This is a genomic window from Haloarcula sp. MBLA0138 (genome assembly GCF_055632455.1).
The window spans coordinates 816,487-838,627 of record NZ_CM145746.1; the positions used below are offsets into that span (position 1 = coordinate 816,487).

General features: G+C 68.7%; 22 protein-coding genes. 13 read left to right on the forward strand and 9 right to left on the reverse strand.

What is annotated here, in order from left to right; genetic code table 11:
- Positions 1–2: 2 nt before the first annotated feature.
- The 6 genes from ACV7JO_RS04185 (at position 3) to ACV7JO_RS04210 (ending at position 6,819) form a co-directional block, all read left to right on the forward strand.
- Positions 3–941, forward strand: a complete 939-nt coding sequence (locus ACV7JO_RS04185) for a thiamine pyrophosphate-dependent enzyme (protein ID WP_470355092.1) — start codon at positions 3–5, stop codon at positions 939–941.
- Between the two features lie 73 nt (positions 942–1,014).
- Entirely contained in the window at positions 1,015–1,443 is a 429-nt protein-coding gene (gene lrpA1 / locus ACV7JO_RS04190; protein WP_470355093.1) for an HTH-type transcriptional regulator LrpA1, read from the forward strand.
- 35 nt (positions 1,444–1,478) lie between these two features.
- Positions 1,479–2,996 carry a DHH family phosphoesterase gene (locus ACV7JO_RS04195; protein ID WP_470355094.1) on the forward strand — a complete coding sequence of 506 codons (1,518 nt, stop codon included), beginning with the start codon at positions 1,479–1,481 and terminating at the stop codon, positions 2,994–2,996.
- A 74-nt stretch (positions 2,997–3,070) separates the two neighbouring features.
- Positions 3,071–4,204 carry an acyltransferase gene (locus ACV7JO_RS04200; RefSeq protein WP_470355095.1) on the forward strand — a complete coding sequence of 378 codons (1,134 nt, stop codon included), beginning with the start codon at positions 3,071–3,073 and terminating at the stop codon, positions 4,202–4,204.
- A 65-nt stretch (positions 4,205–4,269) separates the two neighbouring features.
- Positions 4,270–5,061 carry a CBS domain-containing protein gene (locus tag ACV7JO_RS04205; RefSeq protein ID WP_470355096.1) on the forward strand — a complete coding sequence of 264 codons (792 nt, stop codon included), beginning with the start codon at positions 4,270–4,272 and terminating at the stop codon, positions 5,059–5,061.
- A 54-nt stretch (positions 5,062–5,115) separates the two neighbouring features.
- Positions 5,116–6,819: an acyl-CoA mutase large subunit family protein gene (locus tag ACV7JO_RS04210; protein WP_470355097.1), complete on the forward strand. Its 1,704-nt coding sequence runs from the start codon at positions 5,116–5,118 to the stop codon at positions 6,817–6,819.
- A 52-nt stretch (positions 6,820–6,871) separates the two neighbouring features.
- Here ACV7JO_RS04210 and ACV7JO_RS04215 read toward each other — a convergent pair whose 3' ends face one another.
- From ACV7JO_RS04215 to ACV7JO_RS04240, 6 genes are all read right to left on the reverse strand, one after another.
- On the reverse strand, positions 6,872–7,720 hold the full coding sequence (locus tag ACV7JO_RS04215) for an ABC transporter permease (RefSeq protein ID WP_470355098.1): 849 nt from the start codon (positions 7,718–7,720) through the stop codon (positions 6,872–6,874).
- Complete coding sequence (locus tag ACV7JO_RS04220) at positions 7,717–8,628, reverse strand: ABC transporter ATP-binding protein (RefSeq protein WP_470355099.1); 912 nt, start codon at positions 8,626–8,628, stop codon at positions 7,717–7,719. The genes ACV7JO_RS04215 and ACV7JO_RS04220 overlap by 4 nt, the downstream gene beginning before the upstream one ends.
- Before the next feature lie 55 nt (positions 8,629–8,683).
- Complete coding sequence (locus ACV7JO_RS04225) at positions 8,684–8,950, reverse strand: DUF7520 family protein (protein ID WP_470355100.1); 267 nt, start codon at positions 8,948–8,950, stop codon at positions 8,684–8,686.
- Positions 8,951–9,145: 195 nt separating this feature from the next.
- Positions 9,146–10,915: a cytochrome c oxidase subunit I gene (gene ctaD / locus ACV7JO_RS04230; protein WP_470355101.1), complete on the reverse strand. Its 1,770-nt coding sequence runs from the start codon at positions 10,913–10,915 to the stop codon at positions 9,146–9,148.
- Positions 10,916–11,075: 160 nt separating this feature from the next.
- Positions 11,076–11,402, reverse strand: a complete 327-nt coding sequence (locus ACV7JO_RS04235) for a DUF6684 family protein (RefSeq protein ID WP_470355102.1) — start codon at positions 11,400–11,402, stop codon at positions 11,076–11,078.
- A 47-nt stretch (positions 11,403–11,449) separates the two neighbouring features.
- Positions 11,450–11,845, reverse strand: a complete 396-nt coding sequence (locus ACV7JO_RS04240) for a DUF7541 family protein (RefSeq protein WP_470355103.1) — start codon at positions 11,843–11,845, stop codon at positions 11,450–11,452.
- A 157-nt stretch (positions 11,846–12,002) separates the two neighbouring features.
- On the opposite strand from ACV7JO_RS04240, the gene ACV7JO_RS04245 reads away from it, so the two are divergent.
- A complete protein-coding gene (locus tag ACV7JO_RS04245) occupies positions 12,003–14,447 on the forward strand; it encodes a DUF7527 domain-containing protein (protein WP_470355104.1) in 2,445 nt (814 codons plus the stop codon).
- Here ACV7JO_RS04245 and ACV7JO_RS04250 read toward each other — a convergent pair whose 3' ends face one another.
- The gene (locus ACV7JO_RS04250; protein WP_470355105.1) at positions 14,448–14,753 is read right to left on the reverse strand and encodes a hypothetical protein; all 306 of its coding nucleotides are present in this window, start codon (positions 14,751–14,753) and stop codon (positions 14,448–14,450) included.
- Positions 14,754–14,929: 176 nt separating this feature from the next.
- Here ACV7JO_RS04250 and ACV7JO_RS04255 point away from each other — a divergent pair, with 176 nt between their 5' ends.
- From ACV7JO_RS04255 to ACV7JO_RS04265, 3 genes are all read left to right on the forward strand, one after another.
- Positions 14,930–16,306 carry an adenylosuccinate synthase gene (locus ACV7JO_RS04255; protein ID WP_470355106.1) on the forward strand — a complete coding sequence of 459 codons (1,377 nt, stop codon included), beginning with the start codon at positions 14,930–14,932 and terminating at the stop codon, positions 16,304–16,306.
- A 93-nt stretch (positions 16,307–16,399) separates the two neighbouring features.
- Positions 16,400–16,594 carry a methytransferase partner Trm112 gene (locus ACV7JO_RS04260; RefSeq protein WP_470355107.1) on the forward strand — a complete coding sequence of 65 codons (195 nt, stop codon included), beginning with the start codon at positions 16,400–16,402 and terminating at the stop codon, positions 16,592–16,594.
- Positions 16,595–16,626: 32 nt separating this feature from the next.
- Entirely contained in the window at positions 16,627–17,190 is a 564-nt protein-coding gene (locus tag ACV7JO_RS04265) for a DUF7524 family protein (protein WP_470355108.1), read from the forward strand.
- Between the two features lie 39 nt (positions 17,191–17,229).
- On the opposite strand, the gene ACV7JO_RS04270 is transcribed toward ACV7JO_RS04265, so the two are convergent.
- Both ACV7JO_RS04270 and ACV7JO_RS04275 read right to left on the reverse strand, forming a co-directional pair.
- The gene (locus tag ACV7JO_RS04270) at positions 17,230–18,330 is read right to left on the reverse strand and encodes a DR2241 family protein (RefSeq protein WP_470355109.1); all 1,101 of its coding nucleotides are present in this window, start codon (positions 18,328–18,330) and stop codon (positions 17,230–17,232) included.
- Between the two features lie 57 nt (positions 18,331–18,387).
- Positions 18,388–19,269: a CbiX/SirB N-terminal domain-containing protein gene (locus tag ACV7JO_RS04275; protein ID WP_470355110.1), complete on the reverse strand. Its 882-nt coding sequence runs from the start codon at positions 19,267–19,269 to the stop codon at positions 18,388–18,390.
- Between the two features lie 115 nt (positions 19,270–19,384).
- Between ACV7JO_RS04275 and ACV7JO_RS04280 the strand changes: the two genes are divergently transcribed.
- The 3 genes from ACV7JO_RS04280 to ACV7JO_RS04290 all read left to right on the forward strand — a co-directional run bounded on the left by ACV7JO_RS04280 (position 19,385) and on the right by ACV7JO_RS04290 (position 22,118).
- Entirely contained in the window at positions 19,385–19,858 is a 474-nt protein-coding gene (locus tag ACV7JO_RS04280) for a DUF7523 family protein (protein ID WP_470355111.1), read from the forward strand.
- 77 nt (positions 19,859–19,935) lie between these two features.
- The gene (gene cysS / locus ACV7JO_RS04285; RefSeq protein ID WP_470355112.1) at positions 19,936–21,414 is read left to right on the forward strand and encodes a cysteine--tRNA ligase; all 1,479 of its coding nucleotides are present in this window, start codon (positions 19,936–19,938) and stop codon (positions 21,412–21,414) included.
- A 77-nt stretch (positions 21,415–21,491) separates the two neighbouring features.
- On the forward strand, positions 21,492–22,118 hold the full coding sequence (locus tag ACV7JO_RS04290) for a DUF6517 family protein (RefSeq protein ID WP_470355113.1): 627 nt from the start codon (positions 21,492–21,494) through the stop codon (positions 22,116–22,118).
- Positions 22,119–22,141: the final 23 nt, after the last annotated feature.

Sequence of the window (22,141 nt, forward strand, 5' to 3'; positions counted from 1 at the left end):
CAATGAGTGCATTCAGCGCCATCGGTGAAGAGCGCGAGATAGACAGAGATGAGTTCACGCCCGGTATCGAACCGCAGGCGACGTGGTGTCCCGGCTGTGGCGACTTCGGCGTCCTCAAGGCGCTGAAACAGGCCATGCCGGAGGTCGGCAAGAACCCCGACGAGGTCGCCCTCTTTACGGGTATCGGCTGTTCCGGGAAGCTCAACAGCTACTTCAACAGCTACGGCTTCCACACCATCCACGGTCGCTCGCTGCCCGTCGCCCGGGCCGCGAAGCTGGCCAACCCCGACGTGGAGGTCATCGCCGCCGGCGGCGACGGCGACGGCTACGGCATCGGCGGGAACCACCTCATCCACACGGCCCGTGAGAACCACGACATGACCTACATCGTGTTCAACAACGAGATATTCGGGCTGACGAAGGGCCAGACCTCGCCGACCTCGCCGAAGGGCCACAAGTCCAAGACCCAGCCTCACGGCTCGGCGAAGTCGCCCATCCGGCCGCTCTCGCAGTCGCTCAACGCCGGCGCGACCTACATCGCCCGCACCGCCGCCGTGAACCCGAACCAGGCCAAGGAGATCATCGCGGAGGCCATCGAGCACGACGGCTTCGCGCACATCGACTTCCTCACCCAGTGCCCGACGTGGAACAAGGACGCGAAACACTACGTCCCGTACACGGACATCCAGCAGTCCGACGACTACGACTTCGACACGTCGGACCGGCAGGAGGCCGCCGAGATGATGTTCGAGACGGAGAACAAGCTCTACGAGGGCGAGGTGCTGACCGGTCGGTACTACGTCGAGGACGAGCGCCCCTCCTACGGACAGGAGAAGCGCCAGATCGGCGAGATGCCCGAGGAGCCCCTCGCACAGCGGTACTTCGACGACGACGCCGAGTGGGAACGCACCTACGACAACCTGCTCGAACACCACAAGTAACCCGCTGGGCCGTCGCCCGAACCCGGGTTTCTTGTTCGGAAGATATTTTTTTGTCCACCGGAAAGAAACGTCTATGAGCGCCGAGTCCACGGAGCGTCGAATCCTCTCAGTCCTCGAAGAGGACGCACAAGCCTCGTACGCCGAGATAGCCGACCGCGCGGACGTCTCGAAGCCGACCGTCCGGAAGTACATCCAGAAGCTCGAAGACGAGGGTGTCATCGTCGGCTACTCCGCCGATATCGACCCGAAGAAGCTCGCGGGCCAGTCCATCGCGATGGTCGGCATCGACGTCGAGAGCGAGCGCTACGTCGAGGCCACGCGCCAACTGAAGGATATCCCGGCCGTCGAGGCGCTGTACACCTCCAGCGGCGACCACATGCTCATGGCCGAGGTTCGGGCCACGGACGGCGACTCGCTGGCCGACGTCATCGAGGACGACATCCTCGCGCTCGACGGCGTCACCGCCGCTCACCCCTCGTTCCTCCAAGAGCGGCTGAAGTAGCGGGTTTTTAGACGCTCCGGGACCCATCTCCGACAATGCGTTCTCGGCTGGTATTGGGCGCGGGTCCGACCGCAATGAGGCTTCTCGGCGCGCTGGACGACGGGAACGGCGAGCTACTGGTGGTCTCACCCGACGAGTACCGCGCCGCGACGCTCCGGGAAGACGGCGTCGACGTGACCGAGGCCGACCAGACCGACCCGGCCGTACTCGACGACCTCCCGAGCGACCCCGATACCGTCGTCGTCGCCAGCGAGGACCCCGAGACGAACCTGCAGGCCGCGGAACTGGCCGCCGACCGCTACGCCGACGCGTTCCTGCTGGCCTACGCCGGCCGGGCGGCGACCGACGACCAGCGCGAGCGGTTCCGGGCGCTGGCCGACCGGGTCGTCGAGCCCGAGACCGTCCTCGTCGACCGGCTGGAACAGACCGTCGGCGGCGAGGCCACCCGCATCCACCAGATTCAGCGCGTCCTCCGCGACATCGACCGACTCGCCATCGTCGCTCACGACAACCCCGACCCCGACGCCATCGCCAGCGCCGTCGCCCTCCGGGAACTCGCTCGACGCGCCGACTGCGAGGCCGACGCCTGCTACTACGGCGACATCTCCCATCAGGAGAACCGGGCGTTCGTCAACCTACTGGAGTACGACCTCACGGAACTCGACGCCGACGCGGAGACCGCGCTCGACGACTACGACGGCGTCGCACTGGTCGACCACTCCCGGCCGGGGGTCAACGACCAACTCCCGTCGGACCTCGCCGTCGACATCGTCATCGACCACCACCCGCCCCGGGTACCCATCGAGGCCCGCTTCGTCGACCTCCGGAGCGACGTCGGCGCGACGAGCACGCTGTTGGTAGATTACCTCCGCCGGTTCGGCGTCTCCGTCCCGGAGCCGGTCGCCACTGGACTGTTGTTCGGCATCCGGGTCGACACCGACGACTTCAAACGCGAGGTGTCGGTCGCCGACTTCGAGGCCGCGGCGTACCTGCTCTCGGCGGCCGACATGGCGACGCTGCGCCGCATCGAGGACCCGAGCGTGACCCCCGACACGCTGGAGACGCTCGGCCGCGCCATCGACAACCGCGAACAGGAGGGGGCGGTCCTCCTCAGCTGTGTCGGCCGGCTCTCTGACCGCGACGCCTTGGCACAGGCGGCCGACCGCCTGCTCGGACTGGAGGGCGTGCAGGCGACGATGGTCTACGGCGTCCGCGGCGACACCATCTACGCCTCCGCCCGCGCCCGCGGCGCGGACATCGACCTCGGCGAGGTGCTCCGGGACGCCTTCGGCCAGATAGGGTCGGCCGGCGGCCACGCCGATATGGCTGGGGCACAGATAACGCTCGGCGTCCTCAACGCCGTCGACGAGCGCGACGAGTCGCTCCACGCCATCGTCCGCTCGGTCGTCTCGAACCGATTCCTCGAAGCCGTCCAGTCGCGCTCGAACCGCCTGCTCGGCGGCGTCTACGCCAGTTCGGAGTACGGCCCCCAGTCGCTCCCGGCGAGCGCCGACCCCGTCCTCCCCGAGACCGACCCGGACCGCGAGGAGTGAACCGGGGTCGGCGGGAGCGGCGTGACCGGTCCCGGTAGGGGAACACTTATTTCTATTTCGGGACACATGAATTTATGTCACAGAGGCTGTACAGTATCGACGCGCTCAGGACCGTCGCAATCCTGTTCGTCGTGACGATACACACGAAACCGTTCGCGGGGATGGGCGTTGCGGGTGCGACGTTCGCGTTCGCCGTCGACGCCGTCGCCCGCTTCGCCGTCCCGTTTTTCTTCCTCGTCTCGGGCTACCTGTTTGCCACCAAGACGCGCGAACGGGGTGTCGCGTCGTACTACCCGCGGTACGCCAAGCGGGTGGTCGCCATCTACGCGTTCGGCCTCTGTCTCGCCCTGCCGGTCCACGTCTTTCAGGAGGCGGGCCGGGTCCTCCTGCTGGACGCCTCCGTCGCCGCCGTCGTCAGGGAGACGCTGTCGGTGCCGGGGCTCCTCTACTACGGCGACTCGGTGTCGGTCCCGCTGTGGTTCCTCCCGGCGCTGCTGTACGCGACAACGGCGCTCGCGGCGTTCCAGTATGTCGACCGTACGGCCGCGCTCGTCCCCGTCGCGTTCAGCCTCCATCTGGTCGGCATCCTCGACAACCTCCCCGGAATCGAACTCGTCCCGGTGCCGACGACGGACGCCCTGTTTTACGGCCTGTTCTACGTCGTCGTCGGGGCGATGCTCGCGGGGGCCGACGTCGAGACCGGCCGGCGGCGACGCTGGCTCTGGTTCGGCCTCTTTCTGGTCTCGTCGCTGGCACACGTCGCCGAACGCGCCCTCGTAGCCTACGTCTACGGGCCGTACGCGGACGTCACCGACGGCCTGTACGCGGCGCAGTACTCCCTGCTGACCGCTCTACCCCCGCTGTTTCTCGTCCTGTTCGCGCTGTCCTCGCCCGACTGGGGCCGAGACACGGTCTTGGAGTGGGTCGGGAAGTTCGCACTCGGCATCTACGTCGTCCACCCGCCGCTGTTGGGCGTGTTCAACGCCGTCCGGCGCGGTATCGGCGTCCTGTACGGCGTCCACCTGACCGAGACCGTCTACTGGCACCTCCTGAGTACGCCGACGGTGTTCGTCGGGTCGCTCGCGATATACGTCGCGCTCGGCCGCCTCGGCGTCGTCGACCGGTTCTACGCGTTCGAGGGGGCCAGCGACGCGCCGCTCGTTCCAGCCGGGGGGTACCGCGAGTGGGTCCGGGCCGTCCTCTCCTGACTGCCGGGCCCACGGCGGGTCGCGCGAACCCAGCGCTTTTGCCGTCCGCTCGCCAACCGTCGGTGATGGACGACTCCGGTCGACCCACCGTCGGCGAGTACATGACGCGCGAGGTGGCGACCGTCGACTTGGACGACACCGTCGCGGAAGTCGCGCGCCGCATCGCCGAGAGCGACGAGTTCAGCGGCTTCCCAGTCACGAAGGGCCGCCGCGTCGAGGGCTTCGTCAGCGCGCGGGACCTCCTGCTGGCGGAGGACCACGAGCCGATGTTCACGGTGATGACCGACGACATCCTCGTGGCTCACCCCGACATGGACGTACAGGCCGCCGCGCGCGTCATCCTCCGGTCGGGCATCCAGAAACTCCCCGTGGTCGACGACGCCGGCCACCTCGTCGGCATCATCTCGAACGCCGACGTCATCCGCTCGCAGATAGAGCGCGCCACGCCCGGCAAGGTCGAAAAGCTCACGCGGACGCTGGAGAACATCCACGACATCACGGCTCACGAGGAGCGACGCGAGGTGTCGCTGACCGACCTCGTGCCGACCCAGTCGACGGTCTACGCCGACGAACTCACCGGCCGGGTCTACGAACTGGAGCGCGGCCTCGCGGAACCGCTGGTCGTCATCGACAACGGCGGCGAACTCATGTTGGCCGACGGCCACCATCGGGTCAAGGCGGCCGCCCGCCTCGACGTGGCGGAGATGGACGCCTACGTCATCGTCCTCGACGGTTCCGTCGAACTCGGGATGGCCGCCACCGCGGCCGAGTCCGACCTCGAATCCATCGACGACATCGAGGTCGTCGACTACGCCCGCCATCCCCTCGTCGAGACCACCCAGCGGCTACAGGAGTAGGCCGGACCCGTCGTCGCCCGAACCTTCTTGCTAATTGATGACATACGACAGGGTATGTACGACGAGGCGGACCTCCGACGTATCCGCGAGTCGAAACGCGAGTGGGAGGCCGAGACGCTCGACCCCGCCCTCGACGCCCACGGCGAGCGCCGGGACCGGTTCGCCACGGTGTCGAACCACGAGGTCGAGCGGCTGTACACGCCGGCCGACGTGGCCGACCTCGACTACGACGCGGATCTCGGCTTCCCCGGCGAGGAGCCATACACCCGCGGCGTCTATCCGACGATGCACCGCGGGCGGACGTGGACGATGCGACAGTTCGCGGGCTTCGGCACCGCCGCGGAGACCAACGAGCGGTTCCACTACCTCATCGACGAGGGCCAGACCGGGCTCTCGACGGCCTTCGACATGCCGACGCTGATGGGGCTGGACTCCGACGACCCCATGGCCGCCGGCGAGGTCGGCAAGGAGGGCGTCGCCGTCGACACGCTCGCGGACATGGAGCGGCTGTTCGACGGCATCGACCTCGGGACGGTGTCGACCTCCTTCACCATCAACCCGAGCGCCCCCGTCGTCTACGCGATGTACGTCGCGCTGGCCGACCAGCGCGGTGTCCCGCGCGGGGAACTCCGGGGCACCCTCCAGAACGACATGTTCAAGGAGTTCATCGCCCAGAAGGAGTGGGTCGTCCCGCCGGAACCCTCCCTCAAACTGGTCACCGACGTCGTCGAGTACGCCAGCGCCGAGACGCCGAAGTTCAAGCCCGTCTCGGTGTCGGGCTACCACATCCGCGAGGCCGGGTCGACGGCCGTACAGGAACTGGCGTTCACGCTGGCTGACGGCTTCGCCTACGTCGAGGCGTGTCTCGACCGCGGGATGGACGTGGACGCGTTCGCCCCGCAGCTATCCTTCTTCTTCAACTCCCACAACGCCATCTTCGAGGAGGTGGCGAAGTTCCGGGCCGCCCGGCGTATCTACGCCCGCGTGATGGACGAGTGGTACGACGCCGACGCGGCCGACAGCCGGAAGCTGAAGTTCCACACCCAGACCGCGGGCCAGTCGCTCACCGCACAGCAGCCGCTGAACAACGTCGTCAGGGTGACGATACAGGCGCTGGCCGGCGTCATGGGCGGGACCCAGAGCCTGCACACCAACAGCTTCGACGAGGCGCTGGCCCTGCCCAGCGAGGAGGCGGTCCGGGTCGCCCTGCGGACCCAGCAGATAATCGCCGAGGAGTCCGGCGCGGCCGACATCGTCGACCCGCTGGGCGGGAGTTTCGCCGTCGAGGCGCTCACCGACGAGATAGAGTCAGCGGCGATGGACTACATCGAACACATCCGGAACGAACTCGGCGACGGCTCCGTCAGGGACGGGGTCCTCGCTGGCATCGACCGGGGGTACTTCCAGCGGGAGATACAGGACGCCGCCTACGAGTACCAAGAGCGCGTCGAGGACGACGCGGAGGTCGTCGTCGGCGTCAACGCCTACACCGTCGCGGAGGAGCGAGAGCCGGACGTGCTCTCGGTCGACGAGGACGTACAGGAGCGCCAGCGCGACCGCCTCGACACGGTGAAGGCCGACCGCGACGACGCGGCCGTCGAGGCGGCGCTGGACGACCTCCGGGAGCGCACCGCGGCCGACGACAACGTGATGCCGGCCGTCGTCGACGCCGTCCGAGCATACGCCACGATGGGCGAGATAATGACCGTGTTCGAGGAGGCCTACGGCACCTACCGAGAGACGGCCGGGGTCGCGTGAGTCGCTACCCGCCGACTGCGCCACCGATGCTCTGTGGCCGGGCGGCGACGACTCAGGGGAGGTCGGCCGACCGGAAGACGGCGTAGCCCACCCACGGCGCGAGCACGCACCAGACCAGCAGCGCCGCCCCGGCGAACCACACCGTCTCGCCGACGTACGGGACCGGTTCGCTCGGGACCGTGATGAGCGGCATGGACGCCTCGGGGTCGACGGCCGCCGCCGTCACCTTCAGGTAGGCGTTGAGCGGATTGAGCCGCCCCAGCGTGTAGTACCACGCCGGGCGGGGAGCCGACTGCGCGAGGTCCCACCGAGTCAGGCGGAGGCCGAGCCACTGTGCCGCGGGCCAGAGGGCCCGGAAAGTCAACAACACCCCGACGATGCCCGCGACGGCGCGGGTCTCCGTCCGGGCGCTGGCCGAGACGGCCAGTCCCAGCCCGACGAAGACGACGGTGTAGACGACCGACCAGCAGAGCACGCCGAGGAAGCCGACGAACGCGACCCCCGGGAAGACGAGCGCGGCCAGCAGCCACGCCGCGACGATACCGAGCGCGAGCGGCCCGGCGACCAGCAGCGACCGGCTCGCAAGCTTCCCGAGGTAGGCGTCGAACCGGGAGTTGGGCAGGCCCAGCAGGAACCGGACGCTACCAGTCCGGCGCTCGACGACGATGGCCCCGTAGCTCGCCACCAGCGCGACCAGCGGCAGCAGTATCGCCTGCATCACGGCGACGAACAACAGCGCGGTCCGGGCGTCGGGCAGGCTCCCGGTGGTCAGCGCCTGTATCCCTATCATACCGACGACGATTCCCACCGTCGAGAGCAACTGGAACGTACTCACCGCCCACCCCATGTTCGAGCGCCGGAGATGCAACAGGTCCCCGCGGGCCACGTCGCGCCAGCTCATGCCGCCTCCGTCGCCGCCGAGAACACGTCTTCGAGACTCGGCTCCCGCGTGGTGAAGTCCTCGAAGCCGACGCCGCCGCCGGCGACGCGGTCGAGGACCCGGACCTTCGCCGCGCCGCCACGACAGGTCACGGTCAGTTCACCGTCGGCGACGGCCACGGCCGAGACGCCGTCGACGGCTTGGAGGTCCGCGACGAGCGCGTCCGGCGTCCGCTCGACGTAGATGTGCATCGTCGTGTCGGCGTCGAGTTCCCCCCGCAGGTCGGCCACCGGCCCCTCGGTCACGAGCGAGCCGTTCTGGAGGATGCCGACCCGGTCGGCGACAGCCTCGACCTGTTCGAGGATGTGACTGGAGAAAAAGACCGTCGCGCCCCGGTCGGCCTCCTCGCGGACGACCCGGCGGAGCATCCGCGCGCCGTTGGGGTCGAGCCCGGTCGTCGGCTCGTCGAGGACGAGCAGCCGCGGCGACCCCACGAGCGCCGTCGCCAGCGCGAGGCGCTGTCTGACGCCCTTCGAGAGCTCTCCCGCCGGCCGGTCCCGTTCGGCGGGGTCGAGTTCCACCCGGTCCAGTAGACGTTGTGGGTCGTCGTCCGCGTCTTTCGTCCGAGCGGCCTGTTCGAGGTGTTCGACGGGCGTCAGGTGTTCGTAGACGCCGTAGCCTTCCAGCAGCGCGCCGGTCTGTTGTCGAATCGCGACGCTACGGCTCTCGGCGTCGAGGTCGAACACGGAGACCGTCCCGCTGGTCGGCGACATGAATCCGAGGACGACGTTGATGGTGGTCGACTTCCCCGCCCCGTTGGGGCCGAGAAAGCCGTACACTTCGCCGTGGTCGACGGCCAGTGAGAGCCCGTCGACGGCCGTCACGTCGCCGAACGACTTCGTCAGGTCGCGTGTCTGGAGGAGGGTCATACAGCGGGTCTGCCTGCCGGTTTCCCGGCCTCCCGAATAAAACTACTGACAGTTGTCACGCGTCGGCCGCGTCGGCCCGCCGCGAGACGTAGACGACGAGGCCGAGCAACACGCCCAGCCCGAGCCCGACGGTCACCATCCCGTAGACGGCGACGCCGAACGGCGTCGGCGGCAGTTGGAGGACGCCGAACAGTTCCGGGTCCAAGTCCTCCGGTCGGATGAGGCCGAGGACGAACCCCATCACGCCGGTCAACGCCACGATGATGAGGTACAGCCGTACGACGACGGTGTCGCCCGGCGTCCCCTCGCGCTCGCCGCTCATACGAAGCGATGGGGACCGGCAGACGATTAGCTTTTTCACTTCGAGCGCGAACGTCGGCTATGTCCCAGAAGGAGCTCCTCTTTCTCGTCCTCTCGGGAATCGCCCTGATGATGTTCGTCACCGCGATGGTGCTGGTCTCGGGCGCGAGCTGAGCCGTCGAAAAGAGAGCTATCGGTCGTCGAACGCGGTCGTGCGTCAGTCGTCGGCGGTCAGCGCCGACTGCTCTTCGTCCTCGCCGCCGTCCGTGACGGCCGTCTCCAGCTTCCGGTCGAACCACTGCCACTCGCGGTCGAGCATGCCGTCGCGGTCGAGGTTCCACGGGTCGCCGCTCTCGACTTTCGGGCCTTCGAGCCACGACTGGACGAGGTTCCAGACGAAGATGAGCTGGCCGACGAGGAGGATGACGGCCCCGACTGTGGCGAGCTGGTGGAACGTCTGGACCTGCGTCAGCGGAGCGAGCGCGCCGTCGAACTGGTAGGTCGCGTACCGGCGAGGCATCCCGAGATAGCCCAGCGCCAGCATAGCGAAGAACGTCAGGTTCGTCCCGACCATCGAGAGCCAGAAGTGGGCCTTTCCGAGGGTGCGCTGGTACATCCGCCCCGTGAAGACGGGGAACCAGTAGTAGATGCCGGCGAAGACGGCGAATCCGATGGCCCCCATCACGATGTAGTGGAAGTGGCCGACGACGTAGTAGGTGTCGTGCAGCACTTGGTCGACGGGGACGGAGGCGAGGAAGACGCCGGTGACGCCGCCGATGATGAAGTTCGAGACGAAGCCGATACAGAACAGCATCGGCGAGGTCAGGCGCAGGCGGCCGTTCCACATCGTCGTTATCCAGTTGAACGTCTTGACGGCGCTGGGGATAGCGATAGCCAACGAGACGGCCATGAACGAGGCCCGCAGGCGCGGGTCCATGCCCGTCGAGAACATGTGGTGGGCCCAGACGCCGAAGGAGAGGACGCCGATGGCCAGCGTCGAGTAGACGACGAACTTGAAGCCGAACAGCTTCCGGCCGGAGAACTTCGGCAGGATGAGGCTCACCAGTCCCATCGGCGGGAGCACGAGGATGTACACCTCGGGGTGGCCGAAGAACCAGAACAGGTGTTGCCACAGCAGCGGGCCGCCACCCTCCACGGCGAAGAACGTCGTCGCGAGGTTGCGGTCCATCAGCAGCATGATGAGCGCGCTCCCGAGCAGCGGGAACGCGAACAGGATGAGCGCCGACTGCGTGAGGATGGTCCACGAGAAGATGTCGAGGTTCGCCCACGTCACGTCGTCGTCGCGCTCAGTGAAGATGGTCGCGATGAAGTTGATGGCCCCCATCGTCGTCGCCACCCCCGAGAGGTGCAGCCCCAGCAGCATCAGGTCGACGCCAGGGTTGGTCTGTTCGACCGACAGCGGCGTGTACATCGTCCACGCGGTCTGGGCCGGCTCTATCATGTTGCCGGTTATCGGCGCGAGGAAGAACCCGGCCCAAATGAGGAGCGCGGCCGGCGGGAGGAGCCAGAACGCGATGGCATTGATGCGCGGGAACGCCATGTCGTCAGCCCCGATGAGAAGCGGGATGAAGTAGTTCGCGAACGCCGCGATTATCGGCGTCCCGAACAGGAACAGCATCGTGATGCCGTGACTCGTCAGAATCGAGTTGTAGGCGTTCACGCCGAGTACCGCACCGCCCGGCGTGACCAGTTGGAAGCGGATGAGCATCGCCATGATTCCGCCGACGGCGAAGGAGATGATGGCGAACACCCCGTAGAGGATGCCGATGTCCTTGTGGTCGACGGTGGTCAGCCAGCGAATGATACCAGCGGGTTTCTCTCGATGGACCACGGTCTCACCCGTGGCGGTCCCGCCGCCGGCGAGCGGCGTGTACGACCGCCAGTTCTCGATGCGCGTGAGAAGCGCGGCGATGCCGACGAGGAGGACGGCCATCAGCCCCGTCAGCAATAGGTCTCCTGCTGCCATGGACGGGAGTCAGGACTGGTCGATAATGAAAGGGTCGGTTCCACCTTCAATTCGAACCCGCATATGTGCGGGAGTACGGCGGTATCGGCGGAACGAGAAGCTGTCTCGGACGGGTCGAACGGAGCGAGCGGCGGATACCGTGGCGGCGGGTCCCGAGCGGTCAGGCCTCTGTGTCCGCGTCGCCGTCGGTCAGTTCGCCCGCGGGCTCGCTGTCGGCGTCGCCGGCCAGTTCGTCGGCGTCGGCGGCGTGCCCGGTCCCGGTGCGTTGCTCGGCGTTCTCTATCGCGCGGCCGGCCCAGTACGTGAGGACGGCGAGCAGGAGGAACATCGTCACCATCAGCGCGAACTGCAGTCCCGAGAACACCGGGTCGGTGCCGAACGCCGGAACGACGGCGAACGCGGCGATGAAAAAGAGGATGATACCCAGCGGGATGACGTTGACAGTGAGGTCGAGCAGCGTGTCTTTCTCGAACCCGAACAGTCCCATATGTACTTGCGATTAGTCGACCGCGGTAAATAGGCTGTTGGTTTCGCTCAGACCGCCGACCGTTCGAGCAGCGAGCCGACACTCCCCATCGCCGACATCACGACGCCGGCGACGACGACCGCGACGAGGCGCGTCAACAGCGGGTCCTCGCCGACGCCGGCGGGGCCGATGTCCGAGAACGGAATCTGCGTGACGCCGATGGCCGCGGCGGCGAGCGCGAGGATTACTCCCACACCCAGCAGCGTCGGCCACGGTCGGTCGGCGTAGCCCGACTCCGTCAGGATACCGGCGACGCTCCCCCCGAAGAGGATGAGGCCGAAGACGGCCACCGGAAACAGGCCGACGAACACGCCGACCTCCGACAGCGCGAGGCCGAGGGCGACGAACACCGGCCACGGACTCGCGGTCCGATACTGGTCGCTCAGTCCCGGTTGCTGTTCCATACTACGGCTAGCGACCGCGGCGGCATATGCCCATCGGAGTCGGTCTCGGCGACGCGGCGGGCCGCGAGCGACTACTCCACGGAAAAGTGTACGCGTTAGAGTACTTGTCTGACGAGGGCACAAACTATTTGTCCGCTATCCGGCTTGGTTGGTGGTAATGAGTACGCGTACGGTCGAGCGAATCGAGGAGTGGGACTCAGTCCCCTTCGCCGGCGGGTTCGAGGGCCTTCGAGCGCTCGCCGCCGACGAGTTCTCCGGGGCCGTCGTCTCCGGGCCGTCCCGGCTGTTCATGCTCAACGGGACGGTGGTGGGCATCCTCGATGGCGACATCGACGACTTCGAGGACGGTGGCGGCACGGCACGGGCGGCACCCCACGAGGCGCTCCCACTGTTGGCCGTGATGCAGGAGCGGGCCGACGAGGTCCGCGCCCAGTATTACACGCAGGACACGCCGGTCGCGGACGTGGACGGGACCCTCTCGGACGGCAACTTCACGGGGTTCGTCGAACTCTCCGAGAACGTTCTCTCCGGGGACTACTACATCGTCTATCATCAGGGGCGGTCGATGAGCGTCGCGTGGGTCGGGGCCGGCGAGCGCCTCATCACCGACGACGAGGCGTTCGAACAGGCCAACGACGAGGTCGGCATCTACGAGGTCAAGCCGGCCGCCATCGAGCCGATTTCGATTCCCGAGCCGCCGGAACCCGAACCGGAGCCAGAACCCGAACCGGAGCCCGAGCCGACCACCGACGCCACGGACGACGACACAGATGCCGAGCCCACGGCCGGGAACGCGCCCGAGTCACCGCCCGAGACCGACACCGGCGACGGAACGACCCCGGGAGATGCGTCCGACGACGGGGCCGCTGCCGGCGGAACCACCGACGACGGGACCGAGGCGCAGTCGCCCGATACCGCGTCGGCGGACTCGCCGCCGCGAACCGCCGGCGGCCCGCCCGGGTCCAAGGCGGCCGGCGCGGGCCACGGCGCGGCGTCGCGCCAGCGGGCCGACGACGAGGCGACGACGACGGAGCGCGACGGCGACGCCGCGCAGTCAGCCGCGAGTGCGACCGGCACGGAAGAGGACGCCCGCGAGACGCCAGAGGACGCCGGCCGACGCGGAGCCGACGCGGCGGAGTCCGGGGCTGTCGACGCCGCCGAGTCTCAGGCCGTCGACGCCACACGGACCGAACAGGCCGGCGGCGCGGCGAAGACCGACACGGATGCGACGGCTGGTGCGGCGGAGACCGACACGGACGCGACGGAGGCCCGGACCGACGCTGCGACGGACGTGTCCGGTGCCGACACGAGCGCCGCGGAACGCTCGCCGGCGGACGGCGATTCGGACGCCGTCGACACCGCGGGGACGACCGCGTCGGCCGACGCGGGCGGGAGTGCCGCCGCGAGCGGTGCCTCGCTGGAGACCCGCTCGATTCCGTCGCTCGACCCCGAACGCTCGGCCGAGTCGGAGTCCCAGTCGGCCGCGACGGCGACGCCGGACCGACAGCCCGACCGGCAGGCCCGCGGATCGGGTCGCGAGGCGACGCCGGACGGAACCGACGTGCCACGCCCCGACGAGGCCGAATCCGCGGACGCAGGTGCGGCCGAGCCCGCGAATTCGACGCCGGAGACGGCCGACACCGCCTCGAACTCGTCGGCCGACGACGGGCGCGTGGCGGACCTCGAAGCCGAACTCGACGAGAAGACGGCCGAGATAGCGGACCTCGAAGCCGAACTGGAGGAGGCGCGGGCAAGCGCCGAGGACGCACGCACCGAGCGGGACCGACTGGAGTCGGAGCTGGAGGAGGCGCGCGCCGAAATCGAGCGACTGGAGGCCCGCCTCGACGAGGCCGGCGGACCGGTCACCGACGGCCCGTCGCTGAGCCCGCTCGACGCCATCGACCAGACGAACCTCTTCGTCCGCTACCACTCCAAGGGCGAGGCGACGCTGGAGAAGGCCCACGACGGGGAGGCAGACCGCTCGACCGTCGCCGAGAACCTCCGACTGGAGTACCACACGCAGTTCGAGGCCGAGTCCGCGACGGTCGACGGGGCGGCGTTCGAGACGTTCCTCCACGAGAGCATCCAGTTTCGCTTCGTCGACTGGCTTGTCCACGACCTGCTCTACGAGATACGCGACACCGGTCACGCGGGCGCGATGCAGGACCTCTACGACGCGCTCCCGAAGGCCGACCGCGCGGAACTGAACGGGCAGGTGTCGGTGACCTACACCGAGGACGGCCAACAGCACCGCTCGCAGGAGCAGTTCGACGTCGTCGTCCGCGACCGGATGGGCAACCCCCTCGTCGTCGCCAACCTCAACGACTCCCGGGAGCCCGCCACCGACGGTCAGATGACCGACCTCGTCCGCGACGCCGAGCGGGTCGGCAACGCCTCGGAATCGCTGGCGGCAGCCTTCCTCGTGACGAGCAGTTTCTTCGAGCCCGAGGCGCTGGAGACCGCCGAAGAAGCCACGTCCAGCGGCCTACTCAGCCGCGACAAGCGAAAGAGCTTCGTGAACCTCTCGCGGAAGGACGGTTACCACCTCTGCCTGCTCGAAGCCCGGAACAAAGAGTTCCACCTCGCGGTGCCGGAACTGTAATCAGCCCTCTATCTCGGCCGCGTCCTCTATCTTCATCCCTTCGAGCTTCTCGATTATCTCGTCGACCTTCTCGTCGAGGTCGTCGACGAACTCGCCGGTCTGTTCGGTGGTGATGGCCCCCTGACTGGAGGGCTCGATGAGGTTCTCCTCCTCGAGGACGCGAAGCGAGTAGCGAACCTTGTGGTGTGGGTAGCCCGTCTCGTTGGACATCTTCACGATACCGATAGGCTCGTTCTCGATGACCATCCGGAGGACCTGCAAGTGTCGCTCCAGCATGTCGACTTCCTTCTCAAGCCTGTCTATCATGGCAATTGTTAACTTGTGTTTGCGGGATTTAAAAGTTCCCCTCGCACATCCGTCTTTGCCGGTTTTTGCGTACGCAGAGGGGGCTATTAAACCCGTCGTAACAGTTCACATGGGAACCGCTGGCAGCCGCTGGCGGACCGTAATCGGTTTACCACGGTGGGCGGAACGTGCGGGCGATGACCGTAACCATCGTCGGCTCGCAGCTCGGCGACGAGGGGAAGGGCGGCATCGTCGACCTGTACGGCGACGACGCGGACGTCGTCGCGCGCTATCAGGGCGGCGACAACGCCGGCCACACCGTCGTCCACGAGGGCGAGGAGTACAAGCTCTCCCTCGTTCCGAGCGGGGCCATCCGCGGCAAGGTCGGGGTACTCGGGAACGGGTGCGTCGTCAACCCGCGGACGCTGTTCGACGAGATAGACACGCTGGCGGGGCGCGGCCTCGACCCCGACGTTCGCGTCGCCGAACGGGCACACGTCATCCTCCCGTACCACCGCGTGCTCGACGGTATCGAGGAGGACGTCAAGAGCGAGACCGACCTCGAAGCCGCCACCACCGGACGGGGTATCGGCCCGGCCTACGAGGACAAGGCCGGTCGCCGCGGCGTCCGGGTCGGCGACCTGCTCGACGGCGACGTGCTCCGGGAGCGACTGGAGTACGTCGTCCCACAGAAACGCGCGCTCCTCGAAGAGGTGTACGGCGTCGACGTGGCGGACCTCGACGACCCCGCGGCGTTCGATATCGACGCCCTCTACGAGGAGTTCCGCGAGTTCGGCCGCCGCCTCGACGACGGCGACATGACGGTCAACGCCGGCCGCTATCTCTCCGAGGCCGCGGCCGACGGCGAGAACGTCATGCTGGAGGGGGCACAGGGGACCTCTATCGACATCGACCACGGTATCTATCCCTACGTGACCTCCTCGAACCCGACGGCCGGCGGGGCCTGTACCGGGACCGGACTCGGACCCACCGTCGTCGGCGACGGCGAGGTCGTCGGCATCGTCAAGGCCTACCTCTCGCGGGTCGGCACCGGCCCGCTCCCGACGGAACTGGGCGGCGTCGCGGGCCACACGCCGGGCTACGACCCCGACGACCCCGGCCCCGACGCCGACCTCGCCGAGTACATCCGCGAGGAAGGCGGCGAGTACGGGACCGTCACCGGCCGTCCGCGGCGGGTCGGCTGGCTCGACATGCCGATGCTCCGCCACGCCCAGCGGGCCTCCGGGTTCACCGGCCTCGCTATCAACCACCTCGACGTGCTGGCCGGTCTCGACGAGGTCAAGGTCGGTCACTCCTACACGCTGGACGGCGAGGAGACCCTGTCGATGCCCGCCACCACCGAGCAGTGGGGCGAGTGCGAGGCCACCTTCCGCACCTTCGACGGCTGGCCCGAGGCCGACTGGGAGTCGGTCGCCGCCGACGGCTACGACGCCCTGCCCGAGAACGCCAAGGCCTACGTCGAGTACGTCGCCGACGAACTCGAGACGCCGGTGTACGCCATCGGGGTCGGTCCGGGTCGCGGCGAGACCATCGTCGTCGAGCGCCCCTTCTGACCGCCGCTTTCGTTCCGTTTCCGTCTCCCGTCCCAGCGGTCGCGGCCGCAGGGTAGCGGCACGCTTTTGAGGCCGCCCGCCCGACTCGGGAGCATGAAAGAGGACCTGATGGACATCATCTGCTGTCCGCTGGACAAACACGACCTCGAACTCGAAGCGGCCGAGCGAGAGGACGGCGAGGTGCTGTCCGGCGACCTCGTCTGTACGGAGTGTGGCGAGTCGTTCCCCATCGAGGACGGCATCCCGAACCTCCTGCCGCCGGACATGCGCGACGACGCCCCGGCCTGAAGGTTTTTTGTTCGGCCCGCCGAACTACGTGTGTGCCTGATTCGCTGCCCGTGCATCTCAACCGGGACCGACTCCACGGGCTCGACGTTCCCGACGACTTCGAGGCGACCGGGAGCTTCGACATCCGACTGCGAAACCACGGCGACCCGGTACACGTCCACGTCCACCTCGACGACGCGCTCTCGACGGTCGCGTCGCTCGACGCCACGAACCACTACGTGAAAGGGGAGAGCGAGCGCCTCGTCACCGTCAGCGTCGACGAATCTGGGTCGGCCCGGGGCCGGTTGAAGGTCGTCACCGCCCACGGCGCGACCACCCGCCTCGTCGACGTGCGGATAACCGAACCGCCCGAACCGGACCGGACGGTACAGGTCGACGAGGAACTGGGGAAGCCACAGCCGCGCGCTGAGCCCCAGCCGACCGACACGAGCCTCGACGTGCCCGTCCCCGTCGGCCCCGCGCTCGCCTTCGGCGGCGTGACGGTGGTGGTCGCCGCGGCCGCGGCGCTCGTCGCGGGAGACCCGCTGGTCGTGGTCGGCTCCGTGGCGCTGGTGGCGGGCGTCCTCCTCGTGGGTTACGCCGCCTTCGCCGAGTAGCCCGCCCGCCAGTCGCGCGGGCGTCAGTCGGCTCGGTCGTCAGTGTCCGCCGTCGTCGCCGGCGTCGCTCTCCACGCCACAGAGGTTCCCCGCGTCGTCGAACAGCTTCGCCCGGAGATAGCGCGCCCGGTAGCGGTTGGCCCCGTCGTACACGTCGGCCTCGCGTATCTCGTCGGCCCGGCCGTCGGCGACGGCGTCGATGATGGCCTCGACCTGCTCTTTCTCGCTGGGCGTGAGTTCGAACTCGTAGGTCTCGGGCTGTTCGCCCTCCAGTTTCGTCCACTGGCGCGCGCCGGCGACGACGAGCGAGCAGGGCTCCCGGCAGGGGAACGGTCCGTCGCCGCCGTCGACGTCGAGGTCGGTGTCCTCGTCGTACTCCCACTCGCGGCGCTTGAGACACTGGGAGTCGTCACAGCAGGCCTCGGCGACCCAGTTGACGTGTTCGTAGCCGTCGCCGCGGTCCCACGTGTCGATGACGCTGTAGATGCCGCTCTGTCGCCCGACCGTCTCGCGCCAGTGCGAGACGTCGAGGTCGCCCTGTCGCTCGCGGTGCCAGTTGGCGACGGTCGCCGGGTAGAGGAAGTCGACAGCCCGGAGCAGTTCGTCGGGACCGAGGTCGGGGAAGACCCAGCCCGACCGGAGCGTCGGCGCGGTCTTCAGCGGCCGGTAGCGACCGCGGTCGTCGTGCGTGGCGATGTCGCGGGCGTCGAGCGGGTCGTCGTGTACGTCGAGCGTGTCGCGGGCGGCGTCGGCGTCGTCGGCGTGCCGGAGGTCGTAGACGCGGTGCCCGTCCGCGTCGAGTTCGACGGTGATTCGGAGTTCGCCCCACGTCCTCGTTTGGCCGTCCCGGAGGCGGTCGTACCGCTCGGGAACCGGGGTCTCGGCGGCCGCTTCGAGCCACCGGAGGAAGGCCCACCGCGGCTCGGCCTGCGGGGCAGTCGCGTGCCAGAAGTACCAGTTCGAGACGTACTCGGCGGCCTCCGCGGCCACGTCGGACAGTTCGTCGGCGTCGGCGACCGCCTCGACCCCGTCGGCCGTCTCGACGGTGTAGCTCCCGCCGTCGGCTCGCGCTTCGATGCCGTCGAACGCGATACCGTCGGACGCGGCCTCCGCGAACGCCTCGACGTGGGTGTCTTGCATAGGCCGCGGTACGGTATCGGCCGGGAAAAGTAGCCCGCTACGCCACGCGCGCTACCGCTAATCGCCGGTCGCCGGGTCCGCCCCGCCGGTCTCCTCGCGGACGCGCTCGATGGCGGTCGAGACGTCGGCACCGGCGTCGGCGGCCCGCTCCAGCACCACGTCGGCCATCAGGGGCTCGGTCCCGACTGCGCCGGCGTACCAGATGTCGTGGCCCGCGACCGTCTCGGGCGTCTCCCACCCGGTCCGGTAGTCGTCGGTTAGCCCCATGTCCTCGGGGATGTCCTCTTGGGTGTGGTAGCCGTCGGCGATGAAAAGGGGCACGACCACGATGTCGTCGGTCTCGAAGAAGTCGGTCACGTCGTCGACCTCCGGGTCCTCGTCCATGAACAGCGCCTGCACCTCGTCGAAGCGGTCCCGGTCGGCGATGCGGTCGGCGTGGTACTCGATGGCCTTCGCCGAGTTCTCGTTGCGCTCGGTGCCGTGGCCGACGACGGCTAGCCCGAACCCCTCGCCCACGTCGGCGTCGCCGGTGACCGACTTGGCCCGCTGGACGATGACGTCGCTCATGGTGTCGTGGGTCCCCACCGGGCCGCAGTAGTGGACCGTCTGGCCGGTGTCGCCCGCCGTCAGCGTCGCGTGGGTCGCGCTCGTCCCGTCGGAGTCCCACAGGTCGGGGCCCCACTCTTCCAGCCGGAACTCCCGGGGGATGACCTGCTCGGTGAAGTACCCCTCTGAGACGAACAGCGGGACGAGATACACCTCCTCGGCGTCGACCGTCCGGAGTCCCTCGCGGAACGACGGCTCCTCCTTCCAGAAGGACTCCCGGACCTCGTCGAACGCGCCGGTCGCCCTGATGGTGTCGGCGTGGGTGAACGTCGGCGTACTCGACTCCGCGTTGAGGTGCGAGCCGTGGGCGGCGATGACGAGCGCTTGCTCCATACGCGGCGTTGGGGCGAACCGCTCTTAGGGGCTTCGCTGGCGGCATCCGCGGGCGGCGCGCCGCGGGCGGGGGCCGATGGAACCGCTTTTGGCCCTGCCGGGGGACCCGCCGAGTATGTCACTCGCCGCCGCCACCCGCGAGGCCGTCCGGGAGCGCCCGTTCCTCTACGACGCCCTTCGGGCTGGCGTCGTCAACTACACCGCTGCCGCGCGTACGCTCGACGTCGACGGGGAGACCGACGCCGTCGCCACCGCTCTCCGTCGATACGCCGAGGAACTGCCCGACGACCCCGCCCACGACGCCGAGGCCCGCGTCTCGATGGAGAGCGGACTGGGCGCGGCCGACGGCGACGACGCCCTGCTGACCGTCGGCGACAGCCGCTTTCGGCGGGACGGCGGCTCGTTCACCGGTATCGTCGCCACCGGAGGGGTCTCGCCGCCGGCGCTCGCGGACGCGCTCGACCGCCTGCGCGCGGCGGGCGTTCCGGTCGAGGCCGCGGGGGTCGGGGGAGAGGCGCTCGTCGTCGTCGTCGGCCGCCGCGACGGGCCCGACGCGCTCCGAGTGGTCGAGGGAGCGGTGGGGCGGTGAGCGATACCACCGCGACGGCCACCGACACCGCCCCGCGTCCGACGGCTTAATGCAACACCCCGACCACGACACCGACAATGACGCTCCGCGTGACGAACACGTTGACCGGCGAGAAAGAGCCGTTCGAGCCACGCGACCCCGACTCCGTGTTGCTGTACTACTGCGGCCTGACCACCTCCGACCCGCCCCATCTGGGCCACGCCCGCGGGTGGGTCCACGTCGACGTGATGTGTCGCTGGCTCGACCGACTGGGCTACGACGTGCGCCACGTCGAGAACTTCACCGACGTCAACGAGAAGATAGTCGCCCGCGTCGGCGAGGCCGGCGACAGCGAGGCCGACGTGGCGCGTCACTACGTCCAGCAGGTCATCGAGGACATGCGCGCCCTGAACCTCGACCGCGCCGAGGTCTACCCGCGGGTCTCCGAGCACGTCCCCGAGATAGTCGACCTCGTGGAGCGCCTCGTCGAGAGCGGCCACGCCTACGAGGCCGACGGCTCGGTGTACTTCGACGTGACCAGCTTCGAGGACTACGGGAAGCTGTCGAACCAGTCGGTCGCGGACATCGAGTCACAGGGCACCGACGCCGAGAGCGAGAAGCGCCACCCCGCTGACTTCGCGCTCTGGAAGGCCGACGGCGTCGCCCCCGAGGACATCGAACAGCACCAACATGCCGGGGCCGCGCCGGCCGAGGCGGCCTGCGAGACGGCCCAGACGTGGGACTCCCCGTGGGGGGAGGGCCGGCCCGGCTGGCACATCGAGTGCTCGGCGATGTCGATGACCCACCTCGACGAGTCCATCGACGTCCACGTCGGCGGACAGGACCTCGTCTTTCCCCACCACGAGAACGAAATCGCCCAGAGCGAGGCCGCCACCGGCGAGCAGTTCGCCACGTACTGGCTCCACGTCCGCCTGCTGGAGACCGACGACGAGAAGATGTCCTCCTCGCTGGGCAACTACTTCACCGTCGCCGACGCCGTCGCGGAGTTCGGGCCGGACGTGCTGCGGACCTTCCTGCTGTCGACGGCCTACACCTCCCGGGCGACCTACAGCGACGAGACCATCGCCGAGGCCGAGGAGCGCTGGGACCGCCTCCGGCGCGGCTACGAGCGCGCCGTCGAGGCCTGTGACAGCGTCGACGCCTACGCCAAGGCCGTCGACGAGGACCTGCGCGGGGCTGTCGACGCCGCCCGCGACGACTTCGCGGCCGCGATGAACGACGACTTCAACACCCGCGAGGCGACGACGGCGCTGCTCGACCTCACGAGCGCGGTCAACGCCCACGTCGACGGCCGCGACGCCTACGACTTCGCCGCGCTGCGGCGGGCCGTCGAGGCGTTCGAGTCACTGGGCGGCGACGTGCTCGGGCTCTCCTTTGGCGACCGGTCTGACGGCGAGGTCGCCGTCGCCGAGGACCTCGTCGAACTGGTGTTGGACGCCCGCGAGGCCGAGCGCGAGGCGGGCAACTACGACCGCGCCGACGAACTGCGCGACGACCTCGAAGCCCTCGGTGTCGAGGTGCAGGACACCGACGACGGGCCGACCTACCGGCTCTGAGGCGAGCGGTCGTCTCTCGCCGACCTCGGAACGGGAGAGCCACGAGACTTATCTCCCTCGATACCATCGCCGTGTGTATGCGACAGACGCTTCTCGCCGCGCTCGTCGGACTCCTCGTCGTCTCCTCGGGCTGTGTCGGGCTGTTGACCGGTGAAACCGTGTCGTTCTCGGCGTCGGCCGCCACCGTCGACTCGGCGACCCTCGACGAGACCGGCTACGAACAGGCCGCCAACCGGACCCAGACTATCTCCCGAAACGTGTCGGTCGCGGGCCAACAGCGGACCGTCGAGATAACGAACACCGTCGCCCAGTACGAGCGGACGGCCGAAATCGCGGTGCTGGGTGAGGCCACTGTCGGCCGCTTCGTCGTCCTCTCGACGCCGGGCGCACAGGTCGCCGGACAGACGCTCAATCCCGCGGCCGACTGGTCGAATCGCCGCGTCGTCACCGAGGTGACCCGCCGCACGGGACAGGTCGACGACGTGCAGTTCGAGCGCAATCGGTCCGTCCAGTCGCTGGGCGAGCGCCGCACCGTCTCGGTCTACTCCGGGACGACCACTATCCAAGGGCAGCAGGCCGACGTGCGCATCCACGCCACGAGCTTCCAGCACGACGGCGACGTGCTCGTCCTCGTCGGCGTCCACCCCGCCCAGATAGAGGAGACCGAGAACGTCGACGCGCTGATGGGCGGCGTCCAGCACTGACCCGCCCGCGGGCGTAATGTTTT

What these genes read in the sequence shown, in the direction of transcription:
- ACV7JO_RS04185 (WP_470355092.1), top strand. Translation starts at nt 3, where the DNA reads ATGAGTGCATTCAGCGCCATCGGTGAAGAGCGCGAGATAGACAGAGAT.
- lrpA1 (WP_470355093.1), top strand. Translation starts at nt 1,015, where the DNA reads ATGAGCGCCGAGTCCACGGAGCGTCGAATCCTCTCAGTCCTCGAAGAG.
- ACV7JO_RS04195 (WP_470355094.1), top strand. Translation starts at nt 1,479, where the DNA reads ATGCGTTCTCGGCTGGTATTGGGCGCGGGTCCGACCGCAATGAGGCTT.
- ACV7JO_RS04200 (WP_470355095.1), top strand. Translation starts at nt 3,071, where the DNA reads ATGTCACAGAGGCTGTACAGTATCGACGCGCTCAGGACCGTCGCAATC.
- ACV7JO_RS04205 (WP_470355096.1), top strand. Translation starts at nt 4,270, where the DNA reads ATGGACGACTCCGGTCGACCCACCGTCGGCGAGTACATGACGCGCGAG.
- ACV7JO_RS04210 (WP_470355097.1), top strand. Translation starts at nt 5,116, where the DNA reads ATGTACGACGAGGCGGACCTCCGACGTATCCGCGAGTCGAAACGCGAG.
- ACV7JO_RS04215 (WP_470355098.1), bottom strand. Translation starts at nt 7,720, where the DNA reads ATGAGCTGGCGCGACGTGGCCCGCGGGGACCTGTTGCATCTCCGGCGC.
- ACV7JO_RS04220 (WP_470355099.1), bottom strand. Translation starts at nt 8,628, where the DNA reads ATGACCCTCCTCCAGACACGCGACCTGACGAAGTCGTTCGGCGACGTG.
- ACV7JO_RS04225 (WP_470355100.1), bottom strand. Translation starts at nt 8,950, where the DNA reads ATGAGCGGCGAGCGCGAGGGGACGCCGGGCGACACCGTCGTCGTACGG.
- ctaD (WP_470355101.1), bottom strand. Translation starts at nt 10,915, where the DNA reads ATGGCAGCAGGAGACCTATTGCTGACGGGGCTGATGGCCGTCCTCCTC.
- ACV7JO_RS04235 (WP_470355102.1), bottom strand. Translation starts at nt 11,402, where the DNA reads ATGGGACTGTTCGGGTTCGAGAAAGACACGCTGCTCGACCTCACTGTC.
- ACV7JO_RS04240 (WP_470355103.1), bottom strand. Translation starts at nt 11,845, where the DNA reads ATGGAACAGCAACCGGGACTGAGCGACCAGTATCGGACCGCGAGTCCG.
- ACV7JO_RS04245 (WP_470355104.1), top strand. Translation starts at nt 12,003, where the DNA reads ATGAGTACGCGTACGGTCGAGCGAATCGAGGAGTGGGACTCAGTCCCC.
- ACV7JO_RS04250 (WP_470355105.1), bottom strand. Translation starts at nt 14,753, where the DNA reads ATGATAGACAGGCTTGAGAAGGAAGTCGACATGCTGGAGCGACACTTG.
- ACV7JO_RS04255 (WP_470355106.1), top strand. Translation starts at nt 14,930, where the DNA reads ATGACCGTAACCATCGTCGGCTCGCAGCTCGGCGACGAGGGGAAGGGC.
- ACV7JO_RS04260 (WP_470355107.1), top strand. Translation starts at nt 16,400, where the DNA reads ATGAAAGAGGACCTGATGGACATCATCTGCTGTCCGCTGGACAAACAC.
- ACV7JO_RS04270 (WP_470355109.1), bottom strand. Translation starts at nt 18,330, where the DNA reads ATGCAAGACACCCACGTCGAGGCGTTCGCGGAGGCCGCGTCCGACGGT.
- ACV7JO_RS04275 (WP_470355110.1), bottom strand. Translation starts at nt 19,269, where the DNA reads ATGGAGCAAGCGCTCGTCATCGCCGCCCACGGCTCGCACCTCAACGCG.
- ACV7JO_RS04280 (WP_470355111.1), top strand. Translation starts at nt 19,385, where the DNA reads ATGTCACTCGCCGCCGCCACCCGCGAGGCCGTCCGGGAGCGCCCGTTC.
- cysS (WP_470355112.1), top strand. Translation starts at nt 19,936, where the DNA reads ATGACGCTCCGCGTGACGAACACGTTGACCGGCGAGAAAGAGCCGTTC.
- ACV7JO_RS04290 (WP_470355113.1), top strand. Translation starts at nt 21,492, where the DNA reads ATGCGACAGACGCTTCTCGCCGCGCTCGTCGGACTCCTCGTCGTCTCC.